This window comes from Cytobacillus sp. FSL H8-0458, assembly GCF_038002165.1.
Taxonomy (GTDB): domain Bacteria; phylum Bacillota; class Bacilli; order Bacillales; family Cytobacillaceae; genus Cytobacillus.
Window position 1 is genome coordinate 2648733 of sequence record NZ_JBBOBR010000001.1, and the last position, 24894, is coordinate 2673626.

The window sequence follows — 24894 nt, forward strand, 5'->3', positions numbered from 1 at the left end:
ACGCACCTCCTAGCCTGCATTTGATTGGAGAACCTTATCCCGGTCCTGATATTGAATATCGTAAATCCGCTGATATGGGCCATTATTTTTAAGCAGCTTTTCATGTGTCCCCCGTTCAGCCACTCTCCCGCTCTCAAGCACAAGTATTTCATCGGCATGTTTAAGGGAAGAAATCCGGTGGGCAATGATAAAAGTAGTTCGGTCAGCCATTACTTCTTTCAAAGCTTTTTGTATTCTGAATTCTGTTTCCATATCCACGGCGCTTGTTGCATCATCGAGAACTAATATGCTGGGATCTGCACAAATAGCCCTTGCTATCGCAATCCTTTGCTTCTGGCCGCCTGAAAGCCCCATGCCCCTCTCGCCAAGAATGGTATCGTATTGATCAGGAAGCTCCATTATAAATTCATGAGCCTGTGCACGTTTGGCAGCTTCAATAATTACCTCCATGGTTGAGTCAGGCTTCCCAAATGCAATATTTGCTTTAATCGAAGAAGAAAATAAGAAAGATTCCTGAAGAACAAAGCTGATGTTTCTTCTCAGAGACTGAAGAGAGTAATCCTGCACATTTATCCCATCAATCATCACCTTACCTTCAACCGGCTCATAAAATCTTGTCATAAGCTGTGTTAAGCTCGTTTTACCTGATCCCGTAGAGCCGATTAACCCAATCACCTTTCCCGGCTCAGCATGAAAAGAGATATTCGATAAAGCATCATTGTCATCCTTCGTATATTTCAGGGTAACATTGCGGAATTCCACCTCTCCCTGCAAACGCTCTGCATGAACACATGAATCGGTATCCTCAATCTCATTGTCTGCTTCAAGGATCTCAATGAGCCGCTCTCCGGAGGCTTTTGACTGTGAAAATAGGTTAACAATAAAGCCTAAGTTCATAATTGGCCACATAATATACCAGACAAGGCTGTAAAAGGCGACAAGTTCCCCTGGATTCAGACTGCCGGCCATCACAAGATAACCGCCGTAAGCGAGAAGCAGTACAACACTTAAATTACCCAGAAACTCCATTAACGGAAAGTATTTGGCCCAAATATCCGATGTAAAAAGATATTTATCCTTATACTCATTGTTAGAGTCATTGAATTTATTAATCTCAAAATCTTCCCGTGATAATGACTTCACAGTATTAATTCCGCTTATATTCTCCTGAACTTTTGTATTGAGGCGCCCGAATGATTTCCGGATGCCCCGGAAAGCCGGATGCACAGCTTTGTCGAATTTAAAGGTGACTACTGCAAGAAAAGGCAGGGTAATAAGTGTGACAATAGCAAGTGGAATAGAATAATAAAACATGACCGACATACTGATGAGGATCAATAAACAAAAACGAATGAGTTCAGAAAATCCGAATGAAAGAAAGAACCGGAATCCCTCAACATCTGCAGTAAGCCGGGACATTAAATCCCCTGTTTTTGCATTATCATAATACCTGAAAGGCAGAAACTGCAGTTTTTCATATAACACATTTCTAAGCTTATAGACCGATGTGATTCCAAATAAATCACCAGTGTACTGATGAATATAAGTCGCTGCACCCTTCACGGCCATTATGGCAATAAAGCCTAAAGCCAAATAAGGTATCCACCTATAATTCCCTCCAATGACAACTTCATCAATTGTCACCTGCAGGATTATTGGATACACAACTGTTATCGCTGTCACAATAAACAGAAAAAATATGGACCATATAAAGTAATGTTTAAATGGCCAATAATATTGCTTTAACTTCTTAAATGTTTCCATCTGCATTCCCCCTTTTAATTTGCGGAAAAATTAGAAAAGTTAGAACGTAATATTAAATATATCGAGTTTCGAAGTATTTTTCCACCCCTTTTTGTTTGGTTTTTCACTTTTTTTAAAATCAATCTTATTCAGTTGTTCTCTCAAGTATTGCATTTGCTGGAAAGGCTAACCGTTTGCATATAAAACACTGTTGCGATAAAATGATGACTTTAATAATATTGAAAGGACAAGGGTAGATGGAATATCTAAATTTATCGCAACTAAATTGGGAAGCCCTGCTGATTGATGCTGGACTTATTCTATTAAAACTTGCAGCTATCTATTTTGCATTTTTAATCGTTAAATCAGCGGGGAATAAAATCATCCAAAAAAGCTTTGAGGGAATTGCAAAAAAGGAAAGAATATCTCCCGGAAGATCAAAAACACTGCTAAGTCTTGCTGAAAACATATTCTCATATGTTCTTGTTTTTATTTTCGCTGTTACGATTCTGCAAATTTTTGGGATAAAGGCAACTGCCATTCTTGCCGGCGCCGGGGTAATCGGTTTAGCAGTCGGCTTTGGAGCACAGGGACTTGTCAGCGATGTAGTAACAGGATTTTTCATCTTGCTGGAAAGGCAAATTGATGTAGGCGATTATGTAACAACTGGAAGCTACTCAGGAATTGTGGAGCAAATTGGACTAAAAACCACTCAAATCCGAGGGTTTGACGGAACTTTGCATTATCTGCCCAACCGGGAGATTACCAGTCTGAGCAACCATTCCCGCGGCAACATGCGCGCACTGGTTGATATAGGAATCTCATATGATGACAAAATTGATGAAGCTATCACAGTCCTTCAGGAAGCATGCGACAGGATCGCTCAGGAAAACCAGGCGATTGTTGAAGGACCTAATGTCATTGGCATACAAACATTAGGCTCATCTGATGTTGTATTAAGAATTATTGCCAAGACAGAAAACATGGAACAGTGGTCTGTTGAACGGCAGCTTAGAAAAGCACTGAAGGAAGCTTTGGAAGCCAGTGGGATTGAAATTCCATTCCCCCATCAGGTGCTTATTCAAAAACAGGCTGGAACAGATAGTTCTGCCGGATAAAGTGAAACTTCAATCAGTGGGGATTTTCTTTATCCCCCACTGATTGTTAGTTGAACCAATCGGGCCTTTACGGGCAGTTACCCCCCACTTATCCCCTCTTTGCACCTCTGAGTCTTGAAGCAGGGGTCTTACTGCCCGTTAAACTGCGATAAACCGAAAGCAAAAAAGCTGATTTCACAGATCCAAAAAGGATGATATGAAATCAGCTTTTTTTATAGTTAAATGTGCTTCAGCCTTTATACTTTAAATATGCTGCAATCAATTCAATTGCAGTTTCGATTGCATTTTCATTTGGATTCAGTCTGGCATGATGAAGTCCATATTCTGAATCGACTCCAAGCCAGAACATGAAGCCCGGAATTTCTTCAAGCATGTAGCCGAAGTCCTCACCTGTCATAGCTTCACGGCATTCAACCATATTAATGTCTGTATTGGTGCAGGCAAAGTCCATGAATTCCCTTGTTAAGGTTTCCTCATTGTAAACCTGATGATACATGCTTCCGTAGTCGATTGAAGCTTTACATTCATACCCAACTTCAATTCCTTTGACAAGTGCCTGAATTCTGCTTTTTACTTTCTTCATTGATTCTGGGGATAGTGTGCGAATGGTACCTTCAAGCCTTGCTTTTTCAGCTATGATGTTTTGAACGGTTCCGCCTGTTATTTTTCCGATTGTAACTACTGCGCTGTCCAAGGGATCAACATTCCTTGAAATGATGGACTGAAGCTGGCTGACCAGGGTACATGCTGCCACGACCATATCATTGGTATTATGCGGATATGCGGCATGTCCCCCTTTTCCTTTTAAATCAATGAAAAGTTCCGACGTATTTGCAAAGAGCAAGCCTTCTTTCAATGCGATGGTTCCGACAGGATATTCCGGAGCAATATGCAGGGCCAATATCATATCCGGCTTCCAATCCTTCATTATTGCAGATTTAAGCATCGGTTCTGCTCCGCCAGGCCCTTCTTCAGCTGGCTGAAATATAAACAGTAAATCATCGTTAATGCGTTCTTCTATGAATTTTGTTATTAGGCCAAGTGCAATAGACATATGAAAATCATGTCCGCAGGCATGCATTTGTTCACTATGCTCGGATTTGAACGGCAGGCCTGTCTCCTCTACAATGGGAAGGCCGTCTATATCAGCACGATACCCAATCATCCTGGAGGGATTCCTGCCGGAGATTTTCACAAAAATACCCGTTTTCCAAGTTTTAATTTCCATATTGTCCTGAGGTAGAGTATACAGGTAATCTAATAGAAATTGCTGTGTTTTAAATTCACGGAACCCTAACTCCGGTATTTTATGCAGCTCCCGCCGTAATGCAACGAATGGATTGATTGTGACCAAAACTATCTTCCCCCTTGTTAACAATGCCCCTTTATATTTTTTTCACAGAATAGCAATAATGAATTATCCCTTTAGAAAAAGCGCGGATCGAGATCCACGCTTTTTAACTATTATAATTGGCGAAGTTCCTGCTTAATTTCTGTCTTAGACTTAGTCTTTTCATCAATCTCTTTAATTACACGAGCTGGTGTGCCTGCCACCACAGTATATGGAGGCACATCATCAATGACAATCGCACCTGCCGCAACTACGGCTCCCTTGCCGACAGTTACACCTTCGAGAACCACTGCATTTGCTCCGATTACTACATCATCTTCTACAACAACAGGTTTTGCTGAAGGAGGCTCAATAACTCCAGCCAATACAGTTCCTGCTCCGATATGGCAATTCTTGCCGACTGTAGCTCTTCCGCCAAGTACAACATTCATATCAATCATTGTGCCTTCTCCGATTACGGCTCCGATATTTATGGAAGCACCCATCATGATTACAGCGTTATCACCGATTTCTACCTGGTCACGGATGATGGCACCCGGCTCAATGCGCGCTTTAATATTTTTCATATCAAGCAATGGAATCGCTGAGTTTCTGCGGTCATTCTCAATTACATAATCTTCAATTTTTGACTGATTTGCTTCAATCGCCTGGCTAATTTCAGACCATTCACCAAACACAACCCCGGTGCTGCCATTTACAAAGGTCTTTGCTGAGGCTCCGAAGTCGATTCCTTCTAAATCACCTTTAATATAAACCTTTACAGGTGTGGATTTTGTGCTGTTCTGGATAAAAGAAATAATCTCATTGGCATCCATCATTTTCATAATAAAAATCCTCCTCTATGTATAACATTGCAACTAGGATTACTTTAACAAACAAAAGCGATGAAAACAAGAAAAATAAATGGCAGAAAAGAAAACACGATATTATTGTCTTTCTTCTTCAATATGCTCCTTTATTAACTCAACAAATGCCTGCACCTGCTTGAGCTGAAAGGCAGATTCGTAGCCTAGAAGCCACGTATCACGCTTAATCGGCAAATTATTCTCATCAAGCAGCGGGATTTTAAAAATATTTTTCTCTGCACCATTCAGCGTAATGGCCGGGAGAATGGCGTACCCTATTCCATTGAAAGTCATTTGCTTGCATGTTTCAATTTGGTCAACTACTATTGTCCTTTTTGGCGAAGTTTTGAACTGCCGCAGCCACCAGTCCTGAATTTCCTGGTAATAGTTTGAATCACTCTTAAACTGAATAAATGGCCGGTCTGTTTCAAGTATCTGCTCCGGCCTTGTAATCTCTGTATCAACCAGATAAAGACTGTCCTTAAATAAAGGAATTTTAATCCCCTTCCAATCCGGAGTCCCTCTGATAATTCCAATATGAACCTGATCCTCATAAAGAGATTTTAATATTTCACTGCTCCAGCCGGTAATCAGAGAAATTTTTGCCTGGGGGTAGCGGCTGACAAACTTTTTAAGAACCTGAGGCAGCCAATTCTGTCCTACAATTGAAGCAACTGCAATTTTTAACGTTCCATGAACCTGAGAATTAAGGGCAGTAATTGACTCCCTAACTTTTTCTTCTCTTGCCAGAACTTCATTTACAAATTGAATAACAATTTCTCCAGCCGGCGTCAGAGACAATCCCTTTTGGGAGCGGAGGAACAGCTTGTTTCCCCATTCTTTTTCAATATTCACAAGGCGCTGTGAAAGAGCCGGCTGCGATACAAATAAACGCTCAGCCGCTTTCCTCATATTCATTTCCTGTGCCAGCACCGATAAAAGATGAAATTCTGTAAGTGAAGACATAAACATCTTCCCTTCATAACTTTTTCTTATAGTATATCTTAATTACTTTTGAATTTCTTTATCATCCATAATGGTTTTGGAGATAAAGTTCCAGAAGTGAAATATAAAAATCTCTGCACGATAAATGCAGAGATTTCCTGGCGCCTAATCGGCGACTTCCTTTTCATGCTTTGGCAGAGCAATGACCAATAAGAAGCTTATCACTGCAAATAACAGCACGGCATAATACACCGAATGAAGCGAAACGGTAAGGCCATTTTGCAGAATTTCCTTCATTACCACATCCATGCTGTTTCTTGCATCTTCATTTAATAGTACATTTGCTGACTCCAGCGATAAGCTGGCGTCTATGCCTTCACCATTCTTCTGTATATATGATTTGATCTGGCTGTTCAGAATTCCGCCCAGCAAGGCTGCTCCTATGGTGTTGCCCAGATTTCTCATAAACATATTAGCAGCAGTCGCAATTCCCCTTTGATTCCATTCCACTGTACTCTGAATGGATACAATAAAAGCTGTAGTGGTCAAGCCCATGCCTGCCCCGACCAAAAAGCTCCCCGTTGCTGCCCACACGGGTCCCGCTTCAGGAGTGAGTGTAACAAACATAATACTCCCCGCAATTAAAAACACTCCGCCTATGACAGATGTACTTCTAAAACCAATTTTTAAAAGCAGCTTGCCTGCCGCTGCAGAAGCTATCGGCCATCCAATGGACATCGTAGTAAGTGTAAAGCCGGCTACTATCGGTGATCTTTCCATGACACCCTGTACAAATGCCGGAAGGAAACTGGAAATCCCTATAAGCATGACACCGGTTGTTAAGGAAGCCAAATTGGCAATTAATATCGGCTTCTCCTTCCATATATTAAAAGGCATCATTGGTTCTGCAGCATTTTGTTCCTGCAGGATAAATAAAATAAAAGCAATTACACTGACCGCTAAAAGGCTGATTGCTTCAATGGAATTCCATGCCCAATTGGTTCCTCCCTCCACAAGCACAAACATGAGGGATGAAATGGAAACAGTTAATAGTACAGCTCCTGCATAATCGATCTGATGCTTTTTCCTTTCCACATTTTCATGGAGGAAAAGCCACAAGCCTGCAATAGCCATGATGCCAAGAGGAATGTTAACCCAAAAAACATATCGCCAGCTGACAAATTCAACCAGAAGCCCGCCTATTGCCGGGCCCATGATAGCTGAAATTCCCCAAACGCTTGATAAATACCCCTGCACCTGTGCCCTTTCCTCTTTTGTATAAATATCTCCGACGATAGTTGTTGCTATTGGCATTACGGCTCCGGCACCAAAACCCTGTATTAACCTGAAAATGATCAGTGCTGTCATCGATTCAGCAAAACCGCATAAAATGGAACCAATTAAAAAGATGATAATCCCGAACGTCAAAACGGGCTTCCGCCCAAATAAGTCCGAAAGCTTGCCGTAAATTAAAACAGTCACAGCATTCATTAGCAGGTAAGCTGAAAACACCCAGCTATATAAAGCAAATCCGCCCAAATCTCCAACTATTGCAGGCATTGCAGTAGATACAATGGTTGCCTCAATAGCTCCCATAAACATGGCAAGCATTACTGAAGCCAGCACAAAAGGCTTTTTCGTAACCTTCCTCTTTCCTTCAGGCATTTTATTATGTAAAGTCTGACTCAAGCATTTCCCCTCCAAGATTTAAAACATGATTAACGCCTGCAAATGAAGCCTAATTAAAGCATATCAATTCTCATCATTGGAAATAAAGCAAGCTCCCACTGCGGGGAGCTGATTTTTATCGTTTATTTAATCGTCTTATATGTTTATTTAGCTGATCCAATACTGTTCTGCGAGTCAGTATTCCCTCAAAGTAGCCTTCCTTGTTTTCCACACATATGAATGGATGGTCAACTAATAGAGCGATCGTTTCCTGTATAGAAGATTCAGCATCAAGCCGGGGGATATTTCTGTTCATAGCCTCTTCAACCCTTTTTTTCTCCAGCTGCTCAAATTCAATCCGCTCTAGACCGAGAATGGAATCCATGATAATAGGTGTGCTGATTAAGCCCTGCAGTTTATATTGCGGGTCCAGTACAGGTATTGCTGTATAACCGCTTTTAGTTAGTACTAAGAGGGCATGCTCAAGGTTATTGCCAACCTGAACATGTGCTACCCGTTCAGAAGGAATCATGAAATCACTAATGTTAAATTCTAAAAATTCCTCGCTATGAAGACTGATCATCACCGAAAACTCCTCAAAAATTAGTTATGCTTCTTAACCATTTTATCACAGTCTCCGGTATTTTGCGCCTATTATCCTTTACTGGTTTGAATGTCTTTAACTTCATAGCCGCAGTCAGGACAGTGAAAAATAACATTTTGATTGGATTGTGCAGTTAATACGGCATCAATTTCTTTTTCTGCGCTGCAGGCTGGACATGTTACAGTTGGCATCATTCTGCTTCACCTCAACTTAAAGCATCATATACTTCTTATTGTTCTCAATGCCTATTTTTTCGAGTCTCTATTGTCGTTTAAAATTTCTTTCATTTCTTCAAGAGTTTTCCTGATCCGGATTACTTCTTTTTTTGTATTAATTAAATCTGCAAGCAAAAGCAGAACAGTAAAAAACAGCATAATCATGAGCAGGTAATACATTTCACACCTCTTGCAATTGGTTTATTATTAAAGCACATATAAGAAAAGAGGCCAAAAAGGCCCCTTATGTATGTGGTGGATTATTGAATCAAATCGAAAATTTCGATTGTGATCATATCAATGTTGTCGAATTGATATCTTTTTGGCTTTTCTTTATCGTTATATACTTCCAGCTCAAATGTTTCATTTTTCGGATGAAAAGTTACCTGGCATTTTCTTTCACCATTCACCTCAAAAAATCTTTGCATCGGCTCTCCGCCTGTCGCTTGTTCCTGTAAGCTCTTTAATCGTGTTAATATACCTTGAAGCTGTGACATGCTCTCTCTCCTTTCCAAAACAAAACCCATAATTCACATTTAGGTTTCTCTTTTGGCATGTTTCTATCCTTAAGAAATAAATTCAGAATATTCAAGCTCAGCGCTTTACATACCAATATTAACAGAATAAAATATTGACAGGTGTTTGTACAAGCAAAAGCTTTATAAAGGACGTGATTTTTTTTGGCAAAACCTGAAAAATTGGCGGAAAACCTCTATTTAATTGATGATTTTGACCTTTCAATGGAAAAACGTACCGGTACATATGTCTTAACAGAACAGAAGCTGACTTTGATTGAAACCTCGGCCAGCCCCTCGATACCCTACATTTTGGGAGGTCTAAGCGAGCTTCACTTTACACCAGAGGAAGTTGATTATATCATCGTGACACATATTCATCTTGATCATGCCGGCGGCACAGGCTTATTATTAACCCACTGTCCAAACGCAAAGGTAATTGTCCACCCGAAAGGTGCCAGGCACTTAGCAGACCCTTCACGCTTAATCTCCGGTGCAAAAGCCGTTTATGGTGATCAATTCGATGGACTGTTTAATCCAATATTACCTGTTCCGGAGGATAGGATTATCACAAAAGAGCATGGAGAAGAGCTTGAAATAGGCCCAAATTGCACACTGAAATTTTATCATTCGCCCGGACATGCCAATCACCACTTCAGTATCTTTCACCCTGCATTAAATGGAATGTTTTCAGGAGATACAGCTGGTGTATTTTATCCGCAGTTAAAAGAGCTTGGGATTGAAATGTATCTGCCCTCAACTTCACCAAATCAATTCAATCCAGGGAAAATGCTCGAATCCATTGACATGTACGAAAAAATGGACCTTGAATTTATTCTCTTTGGCCATTACGGCATGAGTTCAAACCCAAAAGAAGTCTACAGGCAAATAAAAGATTGGCTTAAGATATTCATGAATGCCGGTGAAGCTGCGGTATCAGGAGGCGGGTCTATAAATCAGCAGACACAGGCAGCTCAAGCCATCCTCAAAGAAAAAGTTAAAACTTATCTGAATGGTAAAGGCGTCCCATCTGACCACCCTGTATACGAGATTCTTTCTGTAGATATCGCTGTTTGCTCAATGGGGTTGATTGATTACCTGCATAAAGCAAACTGATTGCCTGCTTGAACATCCTGCTTTATGATAGAGTAACAAAAGGCCGGGAGGATGCTAACATGAAAGAGATTGTTTTATATACACAGCCGGATTGTCCGCCCTGTGAAATTACAAAAATGTTTTTGAATGAGAATGGATATGCCTATACAATTAAAGACATAAAAAAAGATGCCGCTGCACAGAAAGAGCTGACAAAGCAGTTTAGCTCCTTTTCCACGCCAACTGTGGTTATCGGGAACACCGTCATTAGGGGATTTGACCTGGAAAAACTTAGATCAGCTCTGGGAATGGAATAAAAAAAGAGCTTAAAAGCCCGTTAAGCTTTTAAGCTCTTTTAATTGGCTGCCAGCTGACCGTTCAGCTCCTGCTGTTCAAACAAACCAATTATACCTTGATTATCTGTTAAGAGCATGCTTCCTGAACGAAACATGGCATCAAATGGATTTAACAGGAATCCGAATTGATAGGAAGGCTTATTTAGCCAATTTGTTTCAGGAGTTTTAAAAGAAGTTTGTTTTGCTGCTTCTTGCTCACCCTCAGCTTTGTTTATTATTTTCCCGGGAATATTTTCACCCAGAAATTTGGCGACTTTCATTTTTCCGCCTTGTTCTTCCAGCAAGATTCCCTCATAATGGCTGTCATAACCTACAGGTCCTTCATGGTTTTCCGGAAAATATTCATACACATAAACTTTACCGTTTTCTTCAACAACTTTTGTTTGATCCGAATATGTGAAAAACGGAATGTAGTATGCGCCTGCATCTCCTCCAAGGGTAAAGTATTTGCCATTTTCTGAAACAAGATTTTCTTTTAGAAACTGATTTTTAGCTTCTTCAAAAAAATATGGCTCAAGCAATTCTTCCACTTCGTTCATGCTTCGCTCTTCCCCGCTAAGCTCAACCTGTGCTTGAAAGGCATTCTGCAGGAATTCGTATACCTCTTCTTTATTAGTATTTCTCTCGGCATGAGTATGAGAAGGAATCCCTGCGATCATGACTGCAATTGTGATAATAATTCCTATTATGTGCTTGTACATTCCACTCTCCCTTTCTTTATCCATCACTTTGTTTGTACCCTCAATTTTACCAGCAAATAAATCTCCTGATACCTGCATTCGTTCCCGAAATTCTCTTACGTTTTGACAGGAAAATTCTTTTCTTGTTAAGAATCTACCCGTATTGACAAAGAATTAACGCAGCAGACGGAAAAGCACATAATTATTTTGGATGAAAATATTGTAAAATGATCAAGTCCATTTTTAGCACCCAAAAAAAGACCCTCCAGTGGAGGGCCTTTACCAAGTCCATGTAAGTGCAAAATAAGTAATCATGACAAGAAGGATTCCAAAGCAAATGGCATATGTCAAGAAAATAGGATTCCTGATATATGCATGCTTTTGAACATTATCCGGCAGTTCTGCATCGATATCGCCCTTTACTGCCTTTCTTTCTTTTCCAATAAACAAAGTGTAAACTAAGGAATATACAAGTATCCCAAGTCCGATCAGTAGTATGATCAATGTGTACATGCTCATGGTTAATCTCTCCTTGAGGAAAGTTCTACACTTACATTTCCTCAAATCAAGAGTGTTTATACTTAAAATTTAATCTTATAGTAATCCATCATGTTCGTATAAAAATTCGTATGATAAATCCACAAATAAGTAATCACTGGCATTAAGAGGGAAGGAAAAAGTCCTTATGGTTTCACCTGTCTCAATATCGGTATATAAATCAGAGAGGATCCCCTTTTTATTTATTCGCATTTTCATTATATTTTCAAGGAAATACGGACGCCAGCTCCAATTTTTATGAAGATATTCATTTTGGGTTAGCCATCCTCCTTCCCTTTTGAAGTAATTAGCAGATTTCTGAAATCCGTCTTCATCGCAGATATACAGGCGAAAAGCTGCCCCGTCCAAAAGAAGGGCGATCTGCTCCAAGGTTTCTTCATATACAGTATTTTTTTTGTTTTTATTTACAAAATCAATCAGCTTGTCATTGAACTCAACTGTAACTTGATGCAAGGACTCCAGTTTTTTCTTTTCATGCACCATAAACCTGTGGCATTCTTTTCGTAATTTTTCCTTTAAAATATCTCTGTCCGGAAAATTTTCTGCAGGTTTTTGCAAATAATACCCCTGATAGTAACGGCCCCCGTTTTTCCATGCATACTGAAGCTGGTAGACCATTTCAATATTTTCAAACAGCAGGCTTGCTCCAATTTTCCTTGCAAGCATGGATAAAGAATAGAGGATATCATTAAAATTATAAGCAGATGCATTCGATTTCATGGACTCCAGATCTACCTTTAAAATATCAGGAGCCAATTGTCCGATCCGATCAAGATGGCTGCTCTCATTTCCAAGTTTATCTATTGCTAACTTGATTCCATATGTCCTGTAATAATTTAAAAGATGATCCAGGTGGTCAATATCGCCTTTGTAGTTCCCTTCGGTAATTTCCAATACAATCCGGTCAAGGCTTATGCCTTTTTTTTCATATTCCTGGAGGGTATTTAAAAAGTGTTCCCCATCATTATACATGAGCAAGTCAGCATCTCTATTTATAAAAATCAGAACATCTTTATCAAGATGCTGTGCCTTGCCTAAAGCCTTTTTTAATATTTCAAAATCAACCTCAATCCGGAATTCTTCAGGAATATTCTGATCCTGGAAGAATGGCCCCAGACTGATAACCCCATCAGAGCCTTTATATCGGCCTAATACCTCATAACCAATGACACGATGCTCATCTGCACTGAATATTGGCTGGAAATAGGGAAATACATTATCCAAATCTGTAAGGATATCCAATGCATCCATGTCCTAGCCTCCCTATATAAATAAAGTGAAACTGCGATTAATGAGTTATTATACCATATTCGCTTAAAACTTTTACTATTCAAAATACAGCTTCCTCTTCTTGATGAAAAATGATTGTTTGGCAAAAGTTTTGCATCATATTGCTGTGTTTTACTCCACAAGCTAATATCAGGACATCAAAAGAAAGAGGGTATTTCATGAGGAACTTCCTATTTATATCCCTTCTTATTCCTTTGCTTGGCTGCGGCCATTCAGAACCGGCCAGTCCTGTACAGGAGACTGGCATGGATTCAAGAGAGCTGAATGCCCAAATACCAGTCAACGCAAAGAAGGACCAGCAGAAAGTTACAGCCCGAAATACAGAAGCCACTACGGCTGTTAAAAAACGATCTGTCATCATTGATGTTCCACTAATCAGACAAAATCCCGAATTGAAGTATGGATGTGAAGTAACCAGCTTGACAATGGTTCTGCAGCATGCAGGTGTCCAAGTCGGGAAAATGGATTTGCACAAGGCAGTAAAAAAAGATAATGATCCGCTGATTCGCTCAAAAGGTGATATTTTAAAATGGGGTAATCCTGCAGAAGGATTTGTGGGAGATATGACAGGGAGAAATGCCGGATACGCAGTTTTTGATAAACCAATTGAAGAATTGGTGAATAAATACCTGCCAGGAAGAGCCGTTAATTTAACAGGCCGGGATTTTGATGCAGTTCTCATGCATGTTTCCAAAGGATATCCTGCTGTCGTCTGGACGACAGGAGATTATAGGCTTCCTGACCGCTGGGAATCCTGGACTCACTCCGGCAGAACCATTAAGACTCCATTAGATCTTCATGCAGTCGTATTGGTCGGGTATGATGATCAGTTTGTTTTTCTAAACGACCCCCTCTCAGGAAAAAAACAGGTGAAGGTTTCAAAAGAACGATTTATCTCATCATGGAAGGCATTGCAGTCGAGAGCTGTAAGCTACCAATAGGTTATGCCAGCCGGCTGAAAACAATTCAGCCGGCTTTTTCATGCATTAAAACGGAAACTGGTTCAGCCACTGGCCGCCATCCATTGTGATGCACTCCCCATTAATATAACCTGCATGCTCTGAGAAAAGGAAGAAGGCCAATTCTGCAATTTCCTCCGGCTTTCCGAGCCTGCCAAGAGGTACACTTTGAAGTGTCCTTTTTGCAGCTTCCTCCGATTCCCACAGCCTGTCAGCCCCCCCTGTCCTTTCAATTGGACCAGGAGCTATGGCATTTACCCTGATACCATATTTTCTTCCCCATTCGACAGCCAATGTTCTTGTCATGGATAATACCCCTGCTTTTGCGGCAGCCGAGTGTATGACTCCCGCTCCGGCGTCCCATGCATATGTAGCCACCATATTGATTATGCTTCCTTTAATCCCCTTTTCAATCCAGTATTTACCTACTTCGCTTGAACAATAAAAGGTTCCATTCAGGACAATATTAATTACAGAATTCCATCCATTAGCACTCAGCTGCTCTGCAGGGCATATAAAATTTCCTGCAGCATTATTAACGAGGAAATCAACTTGCCCAAACGTACTCAGCGTTTCATTTAGCATATGTTTAACATGTTCAATCTCACGGACATCCATTTGAATGGTCAAAACTTGTCCCTTGTATGTTTCAATTTCTGCTTTGGCTGTATCAAGACGTTCCGGGTTTCTTCCTGTTATCACCACATTGGCACCGGCTTCGGCAAACCGCTTTGCCATAAACTTCCCCATGCCGCTGGAACCGCCAGTAACAATGACTGTTTTATTCTTCATCCTAATTCCCCTCTCAAAAAATGAATGGTCATTCATTTACATTTTACCACTAAATATAGAATTTTCGAACTATTATTTATAAATAAATTAATTTGGCTCATTTCGTATATAATGTTGGTTTTCATCTATCAATGTTGTCCGTTGATTTCAGCTCCAGGCTGCTCGCCCCAATCAACTCAGTAAATAAGATACAAAAAAGCAGCAAACCTTGCAAAAACAGCCATATATTTAAAGGAAAATGGATAAAAAACAAGCATAGTTAAATCTTCTTTTTAATAGGATAGTTTGATAGTATTAAAGTTACTGTAATGAGAAGGCCATACCTCTCTTCTCATGCTGACTCAGAAAAAATCTTTAAAAGATAGGTTGGTATGTCCAATGCCGGAAAAAGTGTCCAGAAGATCTTTTTTAAAAAGAACTCTCGGCTTTTTTGCTGCTGTGTTTGGTATTAGTGCAGGCGGCTATTATTATGCACGGGATATTGAGCCTCGGCTCCTGGAAATCACAAACTACAAAATTTATGACAGCGCAATTCCTCAGGCGTTCAATAATAAAAAAATCATCCAATTCAGCGACACCCATTTAGGATTCCATTATGACCTGAAACAACTGGAAGAATTGATTGAAAAGATAAACAATCTTAAGCCTGATATTGTTTTCTTTACAGGTGACCTGATGGACGAACCCAATAAATATCAAAAAGCAGACCAAATAGCACCGCTCTTGAAAAGAATTCAGGCGCCTCTCGGCAGGTTTGCTATTTATGGGAATCATGATCACGGGGGCTATGGTTCAGATATCTATAAGTCCATTATGGAAGAATCCGGCTTTATTCTTTTGCTGAATGAAAATCGCAAAGTCGTATTTTCCGGAAGCAGCATCGGGATTATCGGCATTGACGATGCCATGCTCGGAAGACCGGACATAAAGCTTGCCAGCGAAAATATGGACGATGGATCATATAACATTTTATTGTCCCACGCACCGGATTTAGCAGATGCAGCCTCAGCCTTCAGCATAAATCTGCAGTTGAGCGGCCATAGTCATGGCGGCCAAATAAAACTCCCGTTCTTTGGAGCCTTAGTTAAACCTCCACAAGCTGAAAGATACTATGAAGGCTTCTATGAAATTGGCAGTCAAGATCCTTTGACTCTTTATGTAAACAGAGGGCTTGGGACAACCCGTCTGCCCTTCCGCTTTTTATCCAGACCTGAACTGACGGTGTTTACCCTGCAATCAGACAGCAGCAAGTAAAGGGAAAGCAAATCATTGCAGCTTTCCCTTTACTTGCTGCATTTAGGACATAATTTAAGCAATAAGTTACAAGATGATTTTCTCAGGCATATATTTAAATAAACCTTTTCAGAAAGAGGTGGCTGCTATTTACCATATAGTAAAGCCCGGCGAGACAATGTCAGTCATTGCTCAAAATTACCGCCGCCCATTAAGCGAGCTTTTGGCAGCAAACCCTGCCATTGTAAATCCGGGAATGATTTATCCCGGCCAGCGAATAGTAATACCAGGACTGCCTGAACCTAATTCCATACCATATACAATCATAGTTTCAAGAGGCAAAAAAAGCTTAACTCTTTTATCTAACAGTGCCTTACAAAAAGTCTATCCCATTGCAGTGGGAAAAATGCTGACACAGACCCCAATTGGTGAATTTGTAATTGTGAACAGAGAACCTGATCCCGGCGGTCCATATGGGGCTATGTGGCTCTCCCTGTCAAAGTACGGCTACGGAATTCACGGAACCAATAACCCTTCCTCAATTGGCAAATCTGTTTCCAAAGGCTGTATACGAATGTATAACCAGGATGTCCTGCAATTGGCACGCATAGTACCAAATGGCACAAGGGTAATAATACAGCCATAGAGATTATCGTCCCTTTCACAAAACTTTCGCTGAAAAATTGCGAAAGTTTTTTATTTTTTGTTGATTTATTTTTTAATACGACATATCATATTGATATATCAAAGTGATATATCGAAGGGAGTTGGATTCTTGTCTATAGAACATACCATCCTTGCTGTACTAAGCTTTTGGCCCAGCACGGGATATAATATCAAATCTGAATTTGAACACAAAGCTGCTGGTCTTTATTGGGGAATGAGCTATGGGAGCATATACCCGAAATTAAAAAAGCTGGAGGAAGAAGGATTTATCTATGCAATCGAACAGGAAGATGAAGGAAGAAAGAAAAAAATGTATGAGCTCACTTCTAAAGGCTGGAAAGAGTTTGAGAATTGGCTGAAGGCTCCTCCTTCTTTCCCCGTTATTAAAGACGAACTGCTAATGAAAATATCAACCTGGCACGAAGATATGGATATTGAAGTATTAATCAGCCATTTATTAAAGAGAAAAGAAGAAGCTTCAGATATTCTTAAATTCGTAAAGGAGTGGCCGAGAAATGGATATTCCTATGTCAGCAAGCATGGCACCCTCTCGATTAGATATGCAGAAATGAAGCTGGAAACAGAAATTAAATGGATTGAGGAATCAATTGAAACGCTGCAAAAAGATAATTTGCCAGATGGCCAGGATCCTCATGGCAATACTGAAAAGCTGCTGAACAGGCGAAGGATGGCCATCGGAAGGGATGATAAGAATTGACAGTGAAACCGGGTATTTTTAGACCCCTCAAGCTAAAATCCTTTCGTGCACTTTTTGGCGCCCAGTTATTTTCCGACTTGGGGAACTGGCTTGATTTAATTGCATTGCAGGTTATTGTTGCTTATCACTGGGGTCTGGATGAAACGGCAATTGCCTCTGTCATTATATTTCTCGGTCTCCCCTGGGTCATCATTGGCCCATTTGCAAGTGTGTTTGTGGACAGAATGCCCAAGAAGGCAGTGATGATCGTTTGCCTCCTTTTAAGAATAGTCTTTGTAGCAGGCTTATTTTACGCTCCTAACCTATACATTCTGCTATTATTTGTGTTTTTAAAAGGAACCGTATCAGCACTCTATGATCCGGCAAGGCAGAGTGCCATCCGGATGATTGTACCTGAAAGCATGCTGTCTGAAGCAGTAACTTTAAGCCAGCTTTCAGTCAACACGATGAAAATTGCCGGGCCGGCATTAGGAGGAGGAATTATTGCTGTATTTGGACCCAAAAGCCCTTTTCTTTTTGAAGCAGCAGGATTCCTTATAGCTGTTATTTTCCTGCTGTTTCTTCCCAGCTTAAAGTCCTTTGAAGAGTCAGATAAAATAATGGCTGGCGACCGCCCAGTCAAAGGGGATTTTTGGAAAGATTTTTCTGATGGCATCAAACATATTTTTCATACTCCCCTTTTAAAGATCTCGATTATTCTTTCTTCTGCAGCGTTTTTCATTATATTCCTTTATGATGGGTTATTTGTTTTTATTGCAAAGCAGATAGGATTTAATGAGGGAAATTTTGGACTGCTGATTAGTGCAGTGGGAGCAGGAAGTGTTGCGGGTTCACTTTTGCTGGGCCAATGGACAGGGTGGAACCGGAAACCCATCCATTTAATGAGTTCTTCAGCCATAATAAGCGGCATTTTTATAGCAGCTGTTGGGCTTGGAGGCTTAGGTTTTCTAAATTTACCACAATTGGCCTGGATAATCGGTGCATGTCTCTTAGGCCTCTTAGGGGCGGGAGAATCTGTTCCCTACGGCTATGTTCTTCAATCTGAAACACCGAAGCAAATGATGGGCAGAGTCTCTGCTGCCGCCATGTCCCTGCAAACTTTTTCCATGCTTATAGCACCTGCAGCTGGAGCTCTTCTTGCAAAACAGCTGGGTGCCTCTTTTGTTATGATTGGCGCAGGTATGGCAACGACATTATTAGGCTTCACCATGCTCATAGTTATATGGAAAAAGTCAGGATCCTTCCAGCCCATAAGCGGAAAGCAGCTGGATGGATAAGCTTTTCAAATATAAGCCCTATCCTAAGTTGGTTTTATTGACTAAAAGGGGTATAATATGTTTATACCCCTTTAAAATATGAAAGGAGATTGGAAATTGAATTCTGATAAGAAACAATATCCCCATCTGCAGCCAACGGTTGAAAACCTCTCTCAAGCCATCTTCACCGTTAACCGCCATGCAAAGACAGCACCAAGTCCTAAATTTTTGTATAAATTAAAGCACGATGCACTGCACAAGCTGATCAAAGAAGGTAAAGCCCAAAAAGCAGGCCTGCACTATTCCGGCAATCCAAAAAACAGCCAGCAGCAATCAGATGTTCTTGTAAAGTGCGGGAACTATTCTTTCCATCTCCCGCCTTCTAAAGAGGATTTTTCTAAGCTTCCCCATTTGGGCAAGCTGGATTCCTTCGTCCGAAATCCTAAGTCCTCTTTATCACTTAATGCAGCGAAAAAATTGCTAATGTCATATACAGGACTAAAAGAGCTTAATAGCCCGCAGAATGAAAAAAAACAGCACTATCAGAAGCCTGTATTTAAGAAATTAGGAGAAAGTTACTTTTAATCACCAAAAAGCTGGAATGAAAAACTCCAGCTTTTTTTGTTATGCACTATAACGCATGCTGATCAATTAATAGCACCAATTCTGCAATTTCAGGCTTGCTCACCTGTGCATCAGCCCCAACCATCTGTCCTTTATGGCGAAGATCTTCGGTAATCAATGAGGAAAATATGATAACCGGGATTTCTGCAAGCAACGGATGATCTTTCACCTTTTTTGTGAGGTGATGCCCGTCCATTTGCGGCATTTCGATATCAGTGATCATGAGCTGCACTTCATCAGTGACATTCCGTCCGGACTCTCCTAAAGAATGCAGATATTCATAAGCCTCATATCCGTTCTCAAAAAATACAATTCGGGAAAAGCCCGCTTCATTCAATGTATCGTTCAAAAGCTTTCTTAATAATGGAGAATCTTCTGCAATAATCAGCTTCTTATCAGATCTTTCACGCTTTCCAAGTTTTTGCACCTTCTGAATGCTGATCCCTGAATCAGGATTAATTTCAGTGACCATTTTTTCAAAATCAAGGAGCAGTACCATTTCTTCACCAAGCTTAATAATACCGATAATCTGGCTTTCCTGTCTCTGATACATTTCAGATGGCTTTTCAATTTGGTTCCAGGAAATACGGTGGATTTTCGAAACATTATGAACATGAAAAACAATTTTCTGCTGATTAAACTCTGTCACAATAAACTTATCCTGCTGGGGGGTTTCTGAGGGAGCCATATTCAATGAAGAAGCTACATCAACTACAGGAAGCACCTCACCCCTCAGTTCAATGAGTCCTTCAATATTTCTATGAGAATGAGGGACAGGAGTGACCTGTACAGGGTTTATAATTTCCTTCACTTTAATCACATTAATCCCGAATTTATTCCTGCCTATCGAGAATTCAACAATTTCGAGTTCATTCGTTCCGCTTTCAAGTAAAATGCCTTTTTTCTGATTCACTTTTTTTCGCCCTTCCTTTTTCATCTAACAATATCTTGCTTCAAGTTATGACTCTTCTAGCAGAACACATTCCATCTGATTCTTTTTCTCTATTAATATACCACGAATGGGTAAAATTTCTTACGAAAATTTAATATTTTATGCAAAAAGACCCATCTCTGCAAAAACAGTCAGTATTGCTAAAAACAATAAAAAGCAAGCCTATAGCGGCTTGCTTCTCAGAATGCTATACAAGATGTAAGGTTATTCAGGAATACTGTCATCTTTAATTTTTGAATGAACGAGCAATCCAATTATAGTCAAAATCATTAATGAGCCTAATGCCAGTCTGCTCGCCATGTTTCCGTAGCTTGCAAAGATCAGGGTAATGCTTCCGTAAATGAGCGGACCAATAATGGAAGATACTTTTCCTGAAAATGCAAACAAACCAAAAAACTGTCCTCTTTTATTTTCAGGAGTTAATTCCACAATATACGTCCTTGTGGTTACCCACATGGAACCCAGGGCAACGCCAAACATGCTGCCTGCAATCCAGAACATGGCTTCATTGACAGCGCCAACCGCAATAGCCAATGCAACAAGAAGAAGGCTACCAACATACTTAACCGCTTTATTAGCCCCTTTTGCCTTGGTTATATAGCCAAATACAAAAGACCCAATTATACTGGACACCGTGGAAACCAGATATAACAAAATGAATTTGCCAGTGGTAAAACCGACAATCGTTTTTGCATACACGGCCATCATCGCAATCGTGGTGGCAATTGCATCATTTAAGAAAAAATAAGCAATCATGAAAGTGAAAATTGATTTATAATGTTTCATTTCTTTGAAAGTCTGCCAAACTTCCTTATAGCCGGATAAAAATGTTTGTTTTTCTTTTGGCTGATAAGGCTTATCTTTTACAAAGAAAAACAGCGGCAATGAAAACACCAGAAATAAAATAGCCGTTGGTATGAAAGATTCGTGAAAACCGTCATCACCCACAAATAAATAAACAGTCAGGCCAACAAGGGTTCCAATATAGCCGACTGCTACTCCAAAGCCCGAAATCAGCGGAATATCCTGCTTTGTTCCCAAGTCTGAAATCATTGCATCGTAAAACACCAGACTGGAATGGAAAAAAAACTTTGCAATTATAAAACAAATAATAACAAGTGCAAGGTAAACAGGCAGCCCAAATATTTTCCCGCTAATCTGGCTGGATGCAAAAACACCCATCAATATCGTTGCCATGACAGTAATAAGCGTGAAGATCACTATATATTTCTTTTTTCTTCCTGTCCTGTCTATCATAACTCCGAACAAGGGTGAAAACAGGACAAGAAAAAAGCTTGCCAATGCATTAGAATAAGATATAAACGTACTTGCAATCTGATTTAAAACTTCATTCTCCCCTATTACTTCCTGCAGGTAAAATGGAAAGAATATCGTATTAATATTGGATGAAAAGATGGTATTCGCAAAATCATATAGTGCCCATGATACGATCGGCAGGGTCATATACAGGCGCAGGGAATTGAATTTTCCCGGCTTCTTGAGCTCCGTTTTTTCTATTTCCATGCCATCAGCTCCTTCATGTAAAAAAACAGTGAGACTGTCACCGCATATTAAAATTAAACCCTGATGCCGGCAGCCTGGATAATTTGCTTTTTATGGTGAATGTCATGTTCTATAAAATCAGCAAAATAATCACGCACAGTTAAGGCAGTACTACCTATTGTAAATGCTGTATCCAGTTTTTCTTCAGTCATTCCTTCAAGTATATGAAGGAATTTTTTTCTGACTGATAATAGTTCTTCAATAATTTCTAGTTGTGCATGCTTTTGAGCATATTCTGCTGCAGCATCATTCACATACTGAAAGTCAGGATAGCTCTCAAGCTCTGCACCCTCTTTAAAAAATGGGAAACGCTTCTCAAGGGAATACCTATCCCAAAATAACAGATGGGCAACTACTGCGGCAACTGGCCATTTTCCGGCTTTAACAGGCTTTAGCCAAGTTTCCTGGTCAAGCTCTTTTATAGACTCAAGCCACACTGAAAAAGATTCATAGTGAGTAATAACATCTTTCTTTTGCATTTTCATCCTCCCTTTCTAAAAATATATTCTGCATGCAATCAATAAATCCTTTTTAGTGCTGATCCTCAAAAAGCTGTATAGCAGCTAGGCTATACAGCTTTTTTTGAGTTATTTTTTTACTACAACTGTGCCTGCGATTAAATCGTGCAGTGCCTGTTTTTTCTCTGTAAAGGCAGCAATGATATAGCCGATAAGGAAAATTCCAGACAAGATGGCCATGGCCAAATATCTCCCAAGCGCTCTCCAGAAGGAAATGCGATTACCATTTAAGTCAGTCACTTTTAATCCCAGCAGCTTTTTCCCTACAGTCCCCTGCCATGAGGATGCATGCAGGCCTGCAAAATAGGCAACAGCAATGACAAGATTGACAATAAAAGTTACTCCAAGTGCACCAAAATATGACCCCATGAATGCAAGCGCTTCTGCATCGGTCATTTCTGCTTCCATATAAGATGGGTCGCTTATCATCGTGTTAAAAGCGTCAGAAGTGCCAAAGAAGATCATAAAAATAACGATGCTTAGAATGGTAAGCGGGATTCCAACAATAATAGAATCAATTAAATAGGCCGCAAATCTGAGCCAGAATCCGCCATATTCCTTTGCGTTTTCATAAGGCTGCTTCTCTAAAGATGTCTCCACTTAAAAACCTCCTAAAAAAAAAATTAAGCAGGAAACTTACAAACTAAAAGTATAGTTTCCACTATCTACTAATGTTAATCTCTAAATGAATTATATTCAACAATTTGTAAAATCTTACACAGATTTATTTTTTTAAATGTTTTTTTAAAACGTTTTCATCTTGACTATTCTGTGAACACTCTTCTAACACTGTAGACACCCTTTTACTCAAGGCATAAAATAAGTCTGTAAAGCAGAAAGTAAGGTTTTACATAAATAAAAAAAGAGGTGCAATCAGGCATGAAAGGTACAGCAATCCTTTACCATGATGAAAATAAAGTTACGATTCTGGAAAATGTGGAACATTCTGTGTTTGAGGAAATGAAAGACCAATGCGGCGATAGACATTGCCATTGCCATATAGAAAATAAAGTAATCGACTTTGGTGCTGTATCCCCGGTTTTATGGCATGAAGATGAAGTTGATTGGGATTACGGATACTAATTTTATTTTTGCAGGCTCTGAATAGAACTCAGGGCCTGTTTTATTTTTTACTGTTTGCCGCTGTTCCAAAGTGTTAGAATAAACAGTATGATGATGCGAGGTGAATACGTTGGAACATTTAATCAACCAAAGAGTGAAGGACATAGAAATTTCCGGAATCAGAAGGTTTTTCAATATGGTTGCCGGCACCAAAGATATGATTTCTCTTACAATTGGACAGCCTGACTTCCCTACACCGCTGCATGTTAAAGAAGCAGCCAAACAGGCAATCGACGAAAACTTTACTTCCTACACACACAATGCGGGCGATATTCGATTGCGTGAAGCTGCAGCTTCCTTTGTAAAAACAAAATATAACCTTACATATAACCCTGAATCTGAAGTCATTGTGACATCAGGAGCGAGTGAAGCAATTGATATTGCCTTCAGAACAATTCTGGACGAAGGATCGGAAGTAATCCTGCCTGGTCCTGTTTATCCCGGATATGAGCCAATCATAAAGCTTTGCGGTGCAGTTCCGGTACATACTGATATTTCGAAAAACAAGTTCAGATTTACTGCTGATATAATCACGGAACATATGAGTGACAAAACAAGGTGCATTGTTCTTCCATACCCATCGAATCCGACAGGTGTCAGCCTGACTTTAGAGGAACTTGAGCAAATTGCAGCTCTTGTTAAAGATAAAGATATTTTTATCCTTGCTGATGAAATCTACAGCGAACTGATCTATGATCAAACCCATCACTCAATCGCCTCCCTTTTACGGGAGCAAACAGTCGTAATTAACGGCTTATCAAAATCCCATTCAATGACAGGCTGGCGCATTGGGCTTTTATTCGCTCCGGAAAATCTGGCAAAGCATATCTTGAAGGTTCATCAGTATAATGTGACTTGTGCAGCTTCTGTCTCCCAAATGGCTGCCCTTGAAGGGCTGACAGCCGGAATCGACGACGCCCTGCCAATGAGACAGGAATATGCCAAGCGCCGTGACTATGTTTATGAGCGATTAGTACAAATGAATCTGGATGTAGTCAAACCTGATGGCGCTTTTTATTTTTTCATAAAAATACCGGATGTTTCCATGACCTCCTTTGAATTTGCCCTTTCACTTGTTGAAGATGCAGGAGTTGCAGTAGTTCCGGGCAGTGCATTTTCCTCATATGGAGAAGGCTATTTCCGAATATCTTTTGCATATTCCATGGACACATTAAAGGAAGGGCTAAACCGGATGGAAAAGTATCTGAAAGGCATTAAAGTGTAAACATCAAAGCGCCACTCCCATTTTAAAGGACTGGCGCTTTTTTTCTATATTTCAATAAAAAAAGCAAAAAGGCAAGCACCAGCCTGCCTTTTTACTATTATTGCCCCTGATATTCCCCGTTGTTTTTTGGCGCTTTTTCCTTTTTGGCTTTATCCTTCTGAATTTTATTTGTTTCAGCACTTCCAAATTCATGAGAGAATTCAGAATCAATGGCAGCAGAATCGAAGCCTTTTTTGTTCTTCTGCTGAGGATCATTTTTCTTGTTTCTTTTAGCCACCTGTCT

29 protein-coding genes are annotated in these 24894 nt (G+C 40.1%); 11 read left to right on the top strand and 18 right to left on the bottom strand.

The annotated features are described in order from the left end of the window. Window positions 1–9 precede the first annotated feature (9 nt). Entirely contained in the window at window positions 10–1764 is a 1755-nt protein-coding gene (locus tag NYE23_RS12875; RefSeq protein ID WP_341078343.1) for an ABC transporter ATP-binding protein, read from the bottom strand. 236 nt (window positions 1765–2000) lie between these two features. On the opposite strand from NYE23_RS12875, the gene NYE23_RS12880 reads away from it, so the two are divergent. After that, window positions 2001–2861, top strand: coding sequence for a mechanosensitive ion channel family protein (locus NYE23_RS12880; RefSeq protein ID WP_341078344.1), 861 nt, complete (start codon window positions 2001–2003; stop codon window positions 2859–2861). 229 nt (window positions 2862–3090) lie between these two features. On the opposite strand, the gene NYE23_RS12885 is transcribed toward NYE23_RS12880, so the two are convergent. From NYE23_RS12885 to NYE23_RS12920, 8 genes are all read right to left on the bottom strand, one after another. Further along, entirely contained in the window at window positions 3091–4215 is a 1125-nt protein-coding gene (locus NYE23_RS12885; RefSeq protein WP_341078347.1) for an N-acetyldiaminopimelate deacetylase, read from the bottom strand. A gap of 110 nt (window positions 4216–4325) precedes the next feature. After that, a complete protein-coding gene (gene dapD / locus NYE23_RS12890) occupies window positions 4326–5036 on the bottom strand; it encodes a 2,3,4,5-tetrahydropyridine-2,6-dicarboxylate N-acetyltransferase (RefSeq protein WP_341078350.1) in 711 nt (236 codons plus the stop codon). 102 nt (window positions 5037–5138) lie between these two features. Beyond that, window positions 5139–6023 carry a LysR family transcriptional regulator gene (locus NYE23_RS12895; protein WP_341078351.1) on the bottom strand — a complete coding sequence of 295 codons (885 nt, stop codon included), beginning with the start codon at window positions 6021–6023 and terminating at the stop codon, window positions 5139–5141. Between the two features lie 144 nt (window positions 6024–6167). Continuing rightward, window positions 6168–7667 (bottom strand): MDR family MFS transporter, encoded by a 1500-nt coding sequence (locus tag NYE23_RS12900; protein WP_341080719.1) that lies wholly within the window; start codon window positions 7665–7667, stop codon window positions 6168–6170. 139 nt (window positions 7668–7806) lie between these two features. After that, window positions 7807–8253: a cyclic-di-AMP-binding protein CbpB gene (cbpB, locus tag NYE23_RS12905; RefSeq protein ID WP_341078355.1), complete on the bottom strand. Its 447-nt coding sequence runs from the start codon at window positions 8251–8253 to the stop codon at window positions 7807–7809. Between the two features lie 71 nt (window positions 8254–8324). Further along, complete coding sequence (locus NYE23_RS12910) at window positions 8325–8468, bottom strand: hypothetical protein (RefSeq protein ID WP_341080836.1); 144 nt, start codon at window positions 8466–8468, stop codon at window positions 8325–8327. 51 nt (window positions 8469–8519) lie between these two features. Beyond that, the gene (locus NYE23_RS12915) at window positions 8520–8669 is read right to left on the bottom strand and encodes a hypothetical protein (protein ID WP_341078357.1); all 150 of its coding nucleotides are present in this window, start codon (window positions 8667–8669) and stop codon (window positions 8520–8522) included. Between the two features lie 80 nt (window positions 8670–8749). Continuing rightward, window positions 8750–8986, bottom strand: coding sequence for a YkuJ family protein (locus NYE23_RS12920; protein WP_035328567.1), 237 nt, complete (start codon window positions 8984–8986; stop codon window positions 8750–8752). 183 nt (window positions 8987–9169) lie between these two features. Here NYE23_RS12920 and NYE23_RS12925 point away from each other — a divergent pair, with 183 nt between their 5' ends. Then, window positions 9170–10120 (top strand): MBL fold metallo-hydrolase, encoded by a 951-nt coding sequence (locus NYE23_RS12925; protein WP_341078359.1) that lies wholly within the window; start codon window positions 9170–9172, stop codon window positions 10118–10120. 59 nt (window positions 10121–10179) lie between these two features. Then, window positions 10180–10416 (top strand): glutaredoxin family protein, encoded by a 237-nt coding sequence (locus tag NYE23_RS12930; RefSeq protein WP_341078361.1) that lies wholly within the window; start codon window positions 10180–10182, stop codon window positions 10414–10416. A gap of 38 nt (window positions 10417–10454) precedes the next feature. On the opposite strand, the gene NYE23_RS12935 is transcribed toward NYE23_RS12930, so the two are convergent. The 3 genes from NYE23_RS12935 to NYE23_RS12945 all read right to left on the bottom strand — a co-directional run bounded on the left by NYE23_RS12935 (window position 10455) and on the right by NYE23_RS12945 (window position 12944). Next, entirely contained in the window at window positions 10455–11156 is a 702-nt protein-coding gene (locus NYE23_RS12935; protein WP_341078364.1) for a DUF3993 domain-containing protein, read from the bottom strand. A 258-nt stretch (window positions 11157–11414) separates the two neighbouring features. Next, complete coding sequence (locus NYE23_RS12940) at window positions 11415–11654, bottom strand: hypothetical protein (protein ID WP_048010654.1); 240 nt, start codon at window positions 11652–11654, stop codon at window positions 11415–11417. A gap of 75 nt (window positions 11655–11729) precedes the next feature. Then, on the bottom strand, window positions 11730–12944 hold the full coding sequence (locus tag NYE23_RS12945; RefSeq protein WP_341078366.1) for an EAL domain-containing protein: 1215 nt from the start codon (window positions 12942–12944) through the stop codon (window positions 11730–11732). Between the two features lie 197 nt (window positions 12945–13141). Between NYE23_RS12945 and NYE23_RS12950 the strand changes: the two genes are divergently transcribed. Continuing rightward, entirely contained in the window at window positions 13142–13924 is a 783-nt protein-coding gene (locus tag NYE23_RS12950; RefSeq protein WP_341078368.1) for a C39 family peptidase, read from the top strand. Between the two features lie 45 nt (window positions 13925–13969). On the opposite strand, the gene fadH is transcribed toward NYE23_RS12950, so the two are convergent. Next, entirely contained in the window at window positions 13970–14734 is a 765-nt protein-coding gene (fadH, locus tag NYE23_RS12955) for a 2,4-dienoyl-CoA reductase (protein WP_341078370.1), read from the bottom strand. Between the two features lie 378 nt (window positions 14735–15112). Here fadH and NYE23_RS12960 point away from each other — a divergent pair, with 378 nt between their 5' ends. From NYE23_RS12960 to NYE23_RS12980, 5 genes are all read left to right on the top strand, one after another. Beyond that, entirely contained in the window at window positions 15113–15988 is an 876-nt protein-coding gene (locus NYE23_RS12960) for a metallophosphoesterase (protein WP_341078373.1), read from the top strand. A gap of 127 nt (window positions 15989–16115) precedes the next feature. After that, window positions 16116–16613, top strand: coding sequence for a L,D-transpeptidase family protein (locus tag NYE23_RS12965; RefSeq protein ID WP_341080722.1), 498 nt, complete (start codon window positions 16116–16118; stop codon window positions 16611–16613). 129 nt (window positions 16614–16742) lie between these two features. Then, complete coding sequence (locus NYE23_RS12970) at window positions 16743–17351, top strand: PadR family transcriptional regulator (RefSeq protein ID WP_341078376.1); 609 nt, start codon at window positions 16743–16745, stop codon at window positions 17349–17351. A 2-nt stretch (window positions 17352–17353) separates the two neighbouring features. Then, entirely contained in the window at window positions 17354–18628 is a 1275-nt protein-coding gene (locus NYE23_RS12975) for an MFS transporter (protein WP_341080725.1), read from the top strand. Window positions 18629–18706: 78 nt separating this feature from the next. Then, a complete protein-coding gene (locus NYE23_RS12980) occupies window positions 18707–19192 on the top strand; it encodes a YkyB family protein (RefSeq protein WP_341078379.1) in 486 nt (161 codons plus the stop codon). A gap of 46 nt (window positions 19193–19238) precedes the next feature. On the opposite strand, the gene NYE23_RS12985 is transcribed toward NYE23_RS12980, so the two are convergent. From NYE23_RS12985 to NYE23_RS13000, 4 genes are all read right to left on the bottom strand, one after another. After that, complete coding sequence (locus tag NYE23_RS12985) at window positions 19239–20144, bottom strand: chemotaxis protein (RefSeq protein WP_341078381.1); 906 nt, start codon at window positions 20142–20144, stop codon at window positions 19239–19241. A 243-nt stretch (window positions 20145–20387) separates the two neighbouring features. Then, on the bottom strand, window positions 20388–21707 hold the full coding sequence (locus tag NYE23_RS12990) for an MFS transporter (RefSeq protein ID WP_341078383.1): 1320 nt from the start codon (window positions 21705–21707) through the stop codon (window positions 20388–20390). A 53-nt stretch (window positions 21708–21760) separates the two neighbouring features. Beyond that, the gene (locus NYE23_RS12995) at window positions 21761–22225 is read right to left on the bottom strand and encodes a DinB family protein (RefSeq protein ID WP_341078384.1); all 465 of its coding nucleotides are present in this window, start codon (window positions 22223–22225) and stop codon (window positions 21761–21763) included. Between the two features lie 108 nt (window positions 22226–22333). Next, window positions 22334–22864, bottom strand: a complete 531-nt coding sequence (locus tag NYE23_RS13000; RefSeq protein WP_341078385.1) for an RDD family protein — start codon at window positions 22862–22864, stop codon at window positions 22334–22336. A 279-nt stretch (window positions 22865–23143) separates the two neighbouring features. Between NYE23_RS13000 and NYE23_RS13005 the strand changes: the two genes are divergently transcribed. Then, complete coding sequence (locus tag NYE23_RS13005) at window positions 23144–23347, top strand: hypothetical protein (protein WP_341078386.1); 204 nt, start codon at window positions 23144–23146, stop codon at window positions 23345–23347. A 109-nt stretch (window positions 23348–23456) separates the two neighbouring features. Beyond that, entirely contained in the window at window positions 23457–24611 is a 1155-nt protein-coding gene (locus NYE23_RS13010) for an aminotransferase A (protein WP_341078389.1), read from the top strand. Window positions 24612–24708: 97 nt separating this feature from the next. On the opposite strand, the gene NYE23_RS13015 is transcribed toward NYE23_RS13010, so the two are convergent. Further along, window positions 24709–24888 carry a hypothetical protein gene (locus tag NYE23_RS13015; protein ID WP_341078391.1) on the bottom strand — a complete coding sequence of 60 codons (180 nt, stop codon included), beginning with the start codon at window positions 24886–24888 and terminating at the stop codon, window positions 24709–24711. Between the last annotated feature and the right edge of the window lie 6 nt (window positions 24889–24894).

Coding starts and splice junctions, on each gene's coding strand:
- NYE23_RS12875 (WP_341078343.1), bottom strand. CDS start 1,764: ATGGAAACATTTAAGAAGTTAAAGCAATATTATTGGCCATTTAAACAT.
- NYE23_RS12880 (WP_341078344.1), top strand. CDS start 2,001: ATGGAATATCTAAATTTATCGCAACTAAATTGGGAAGCCCTGCTGATT.
- dapD (WP_341078350.1), bottom strand. CDS start 5,036: ATGAAAATGATGGATGCCAATGAGATTATTTCTTTTATCCAGAACAGC.
- NYE23_RS12895 (WP_341078351.1), bottom strand. CDS start 6,023: ATGTCTTCACTTACAGAATTTCATCTTTTATCGGTGCTGGCACAGGAA.
- NYE23_RS12900 (WP_341080719.1), bottom strand. CDS start 7,667: ATGCCTGAAGGAAAGAGGAAGGTTACGAAAAAGCCTTTTGTGCTGGCT.
- cbpB (WP_341078355.1), bottom strand. CDS start 8,253: ATGATCAGTCTTCATAGCGAGGAATTTTTAGAATTTAACATTAGTGAT.
- NYE23_RS12910 (WP_341080836.1), bottom strand. CDS start 8,468: ATGATGCCAACTGTAACATGTCCAGCCTGCAGCGCAGAAAAAGAAATT.
- NYE23_RS12915 (WP_341078357.1), bottom strand. CDS start 8,669: ATGTATTACCTGCTCATGATTATGCTGTTTTTTACTGTTCTGCTTTTG.
- NYE23_RS12920 (WP_035328567.1), bottom strand. CDS start 8,986: ATGTCACAGCTTCAAGGTATATTAACACGATTAAAGAGCTTACAGGAA.
- NYE23_RS12930 (WP_341078361.1), top strand. CDS start 10,180: ATGAAAGAGATTGTTTTATATACACAGCCGGATTGTCCGCCCTGTGAA.
- NYE23_RS12935 (WP_341078364.1), bottom strand. CDS start 11,156: ATGTACAAGCACATAATAGGAATTATTATCACAATTGCAGTCATGATC.
- NYE23_RS12940 (WP_048010654.1), bottom strand. CDS start 11,654: ATGAGCATGTACACATTGATCATACTACTGATCGGACTTGGGATACTT.
- NYE23_RS12945 (WP_341078366.1), bottom strand. CDS start 12,944: ATGGATGCATTGGATATCCTTACAGATTTGGATAATGTATTTCCCTAT.
- NYE23_RS12950 (WP_341078368.1), top strand. CDS start 13,142: ATGAGGAACTTCCTATTTATATCCCTTCTTATTCCTTTGCTTGGCTGC.
- fadH (WP_341078370.1), bottom strand. CDS start 14,734: ATGAAGAATAAAACAGTCATTGTTACTGGCGGTTCCAGCGGCATGGGG.
- NYE23_RS12960 (WP_341078373.1), top strand. CDS start 15,113: ATGCCGGAAAAAGTGTCCAGAAGATCTTTTTTAAAAAGAACTCTCGGC.
- NYE23_RS12980 (WP_341078379.1), top strand. CDS start 18,707: ATGAAAGGAGATTGGAAATTGAATTCTGATAAGAAACAATATCCCCAT.
- NYE23_RS12990 (WP_341078383.1), bottom strand. CDS start 21,707: ATGGAAATAGAAAAAACGGAGCTCAAGAAGCCGGGAAAATTCAATTCC.
- NYE23_RS12995 (WP_341078384.1), bottom strand. CDS start 22,225: ATGCAAAAGAAAGATGTTATTACTCACTATGAATCTTTTTCAGTGTGG.
- NYE23_RS13005 (WP_341078386.1), top strand. CDS start 23,144: ATGAAAGGTACAGCAATCCTTTACCATGATGAAAATAAAGTTACGATT.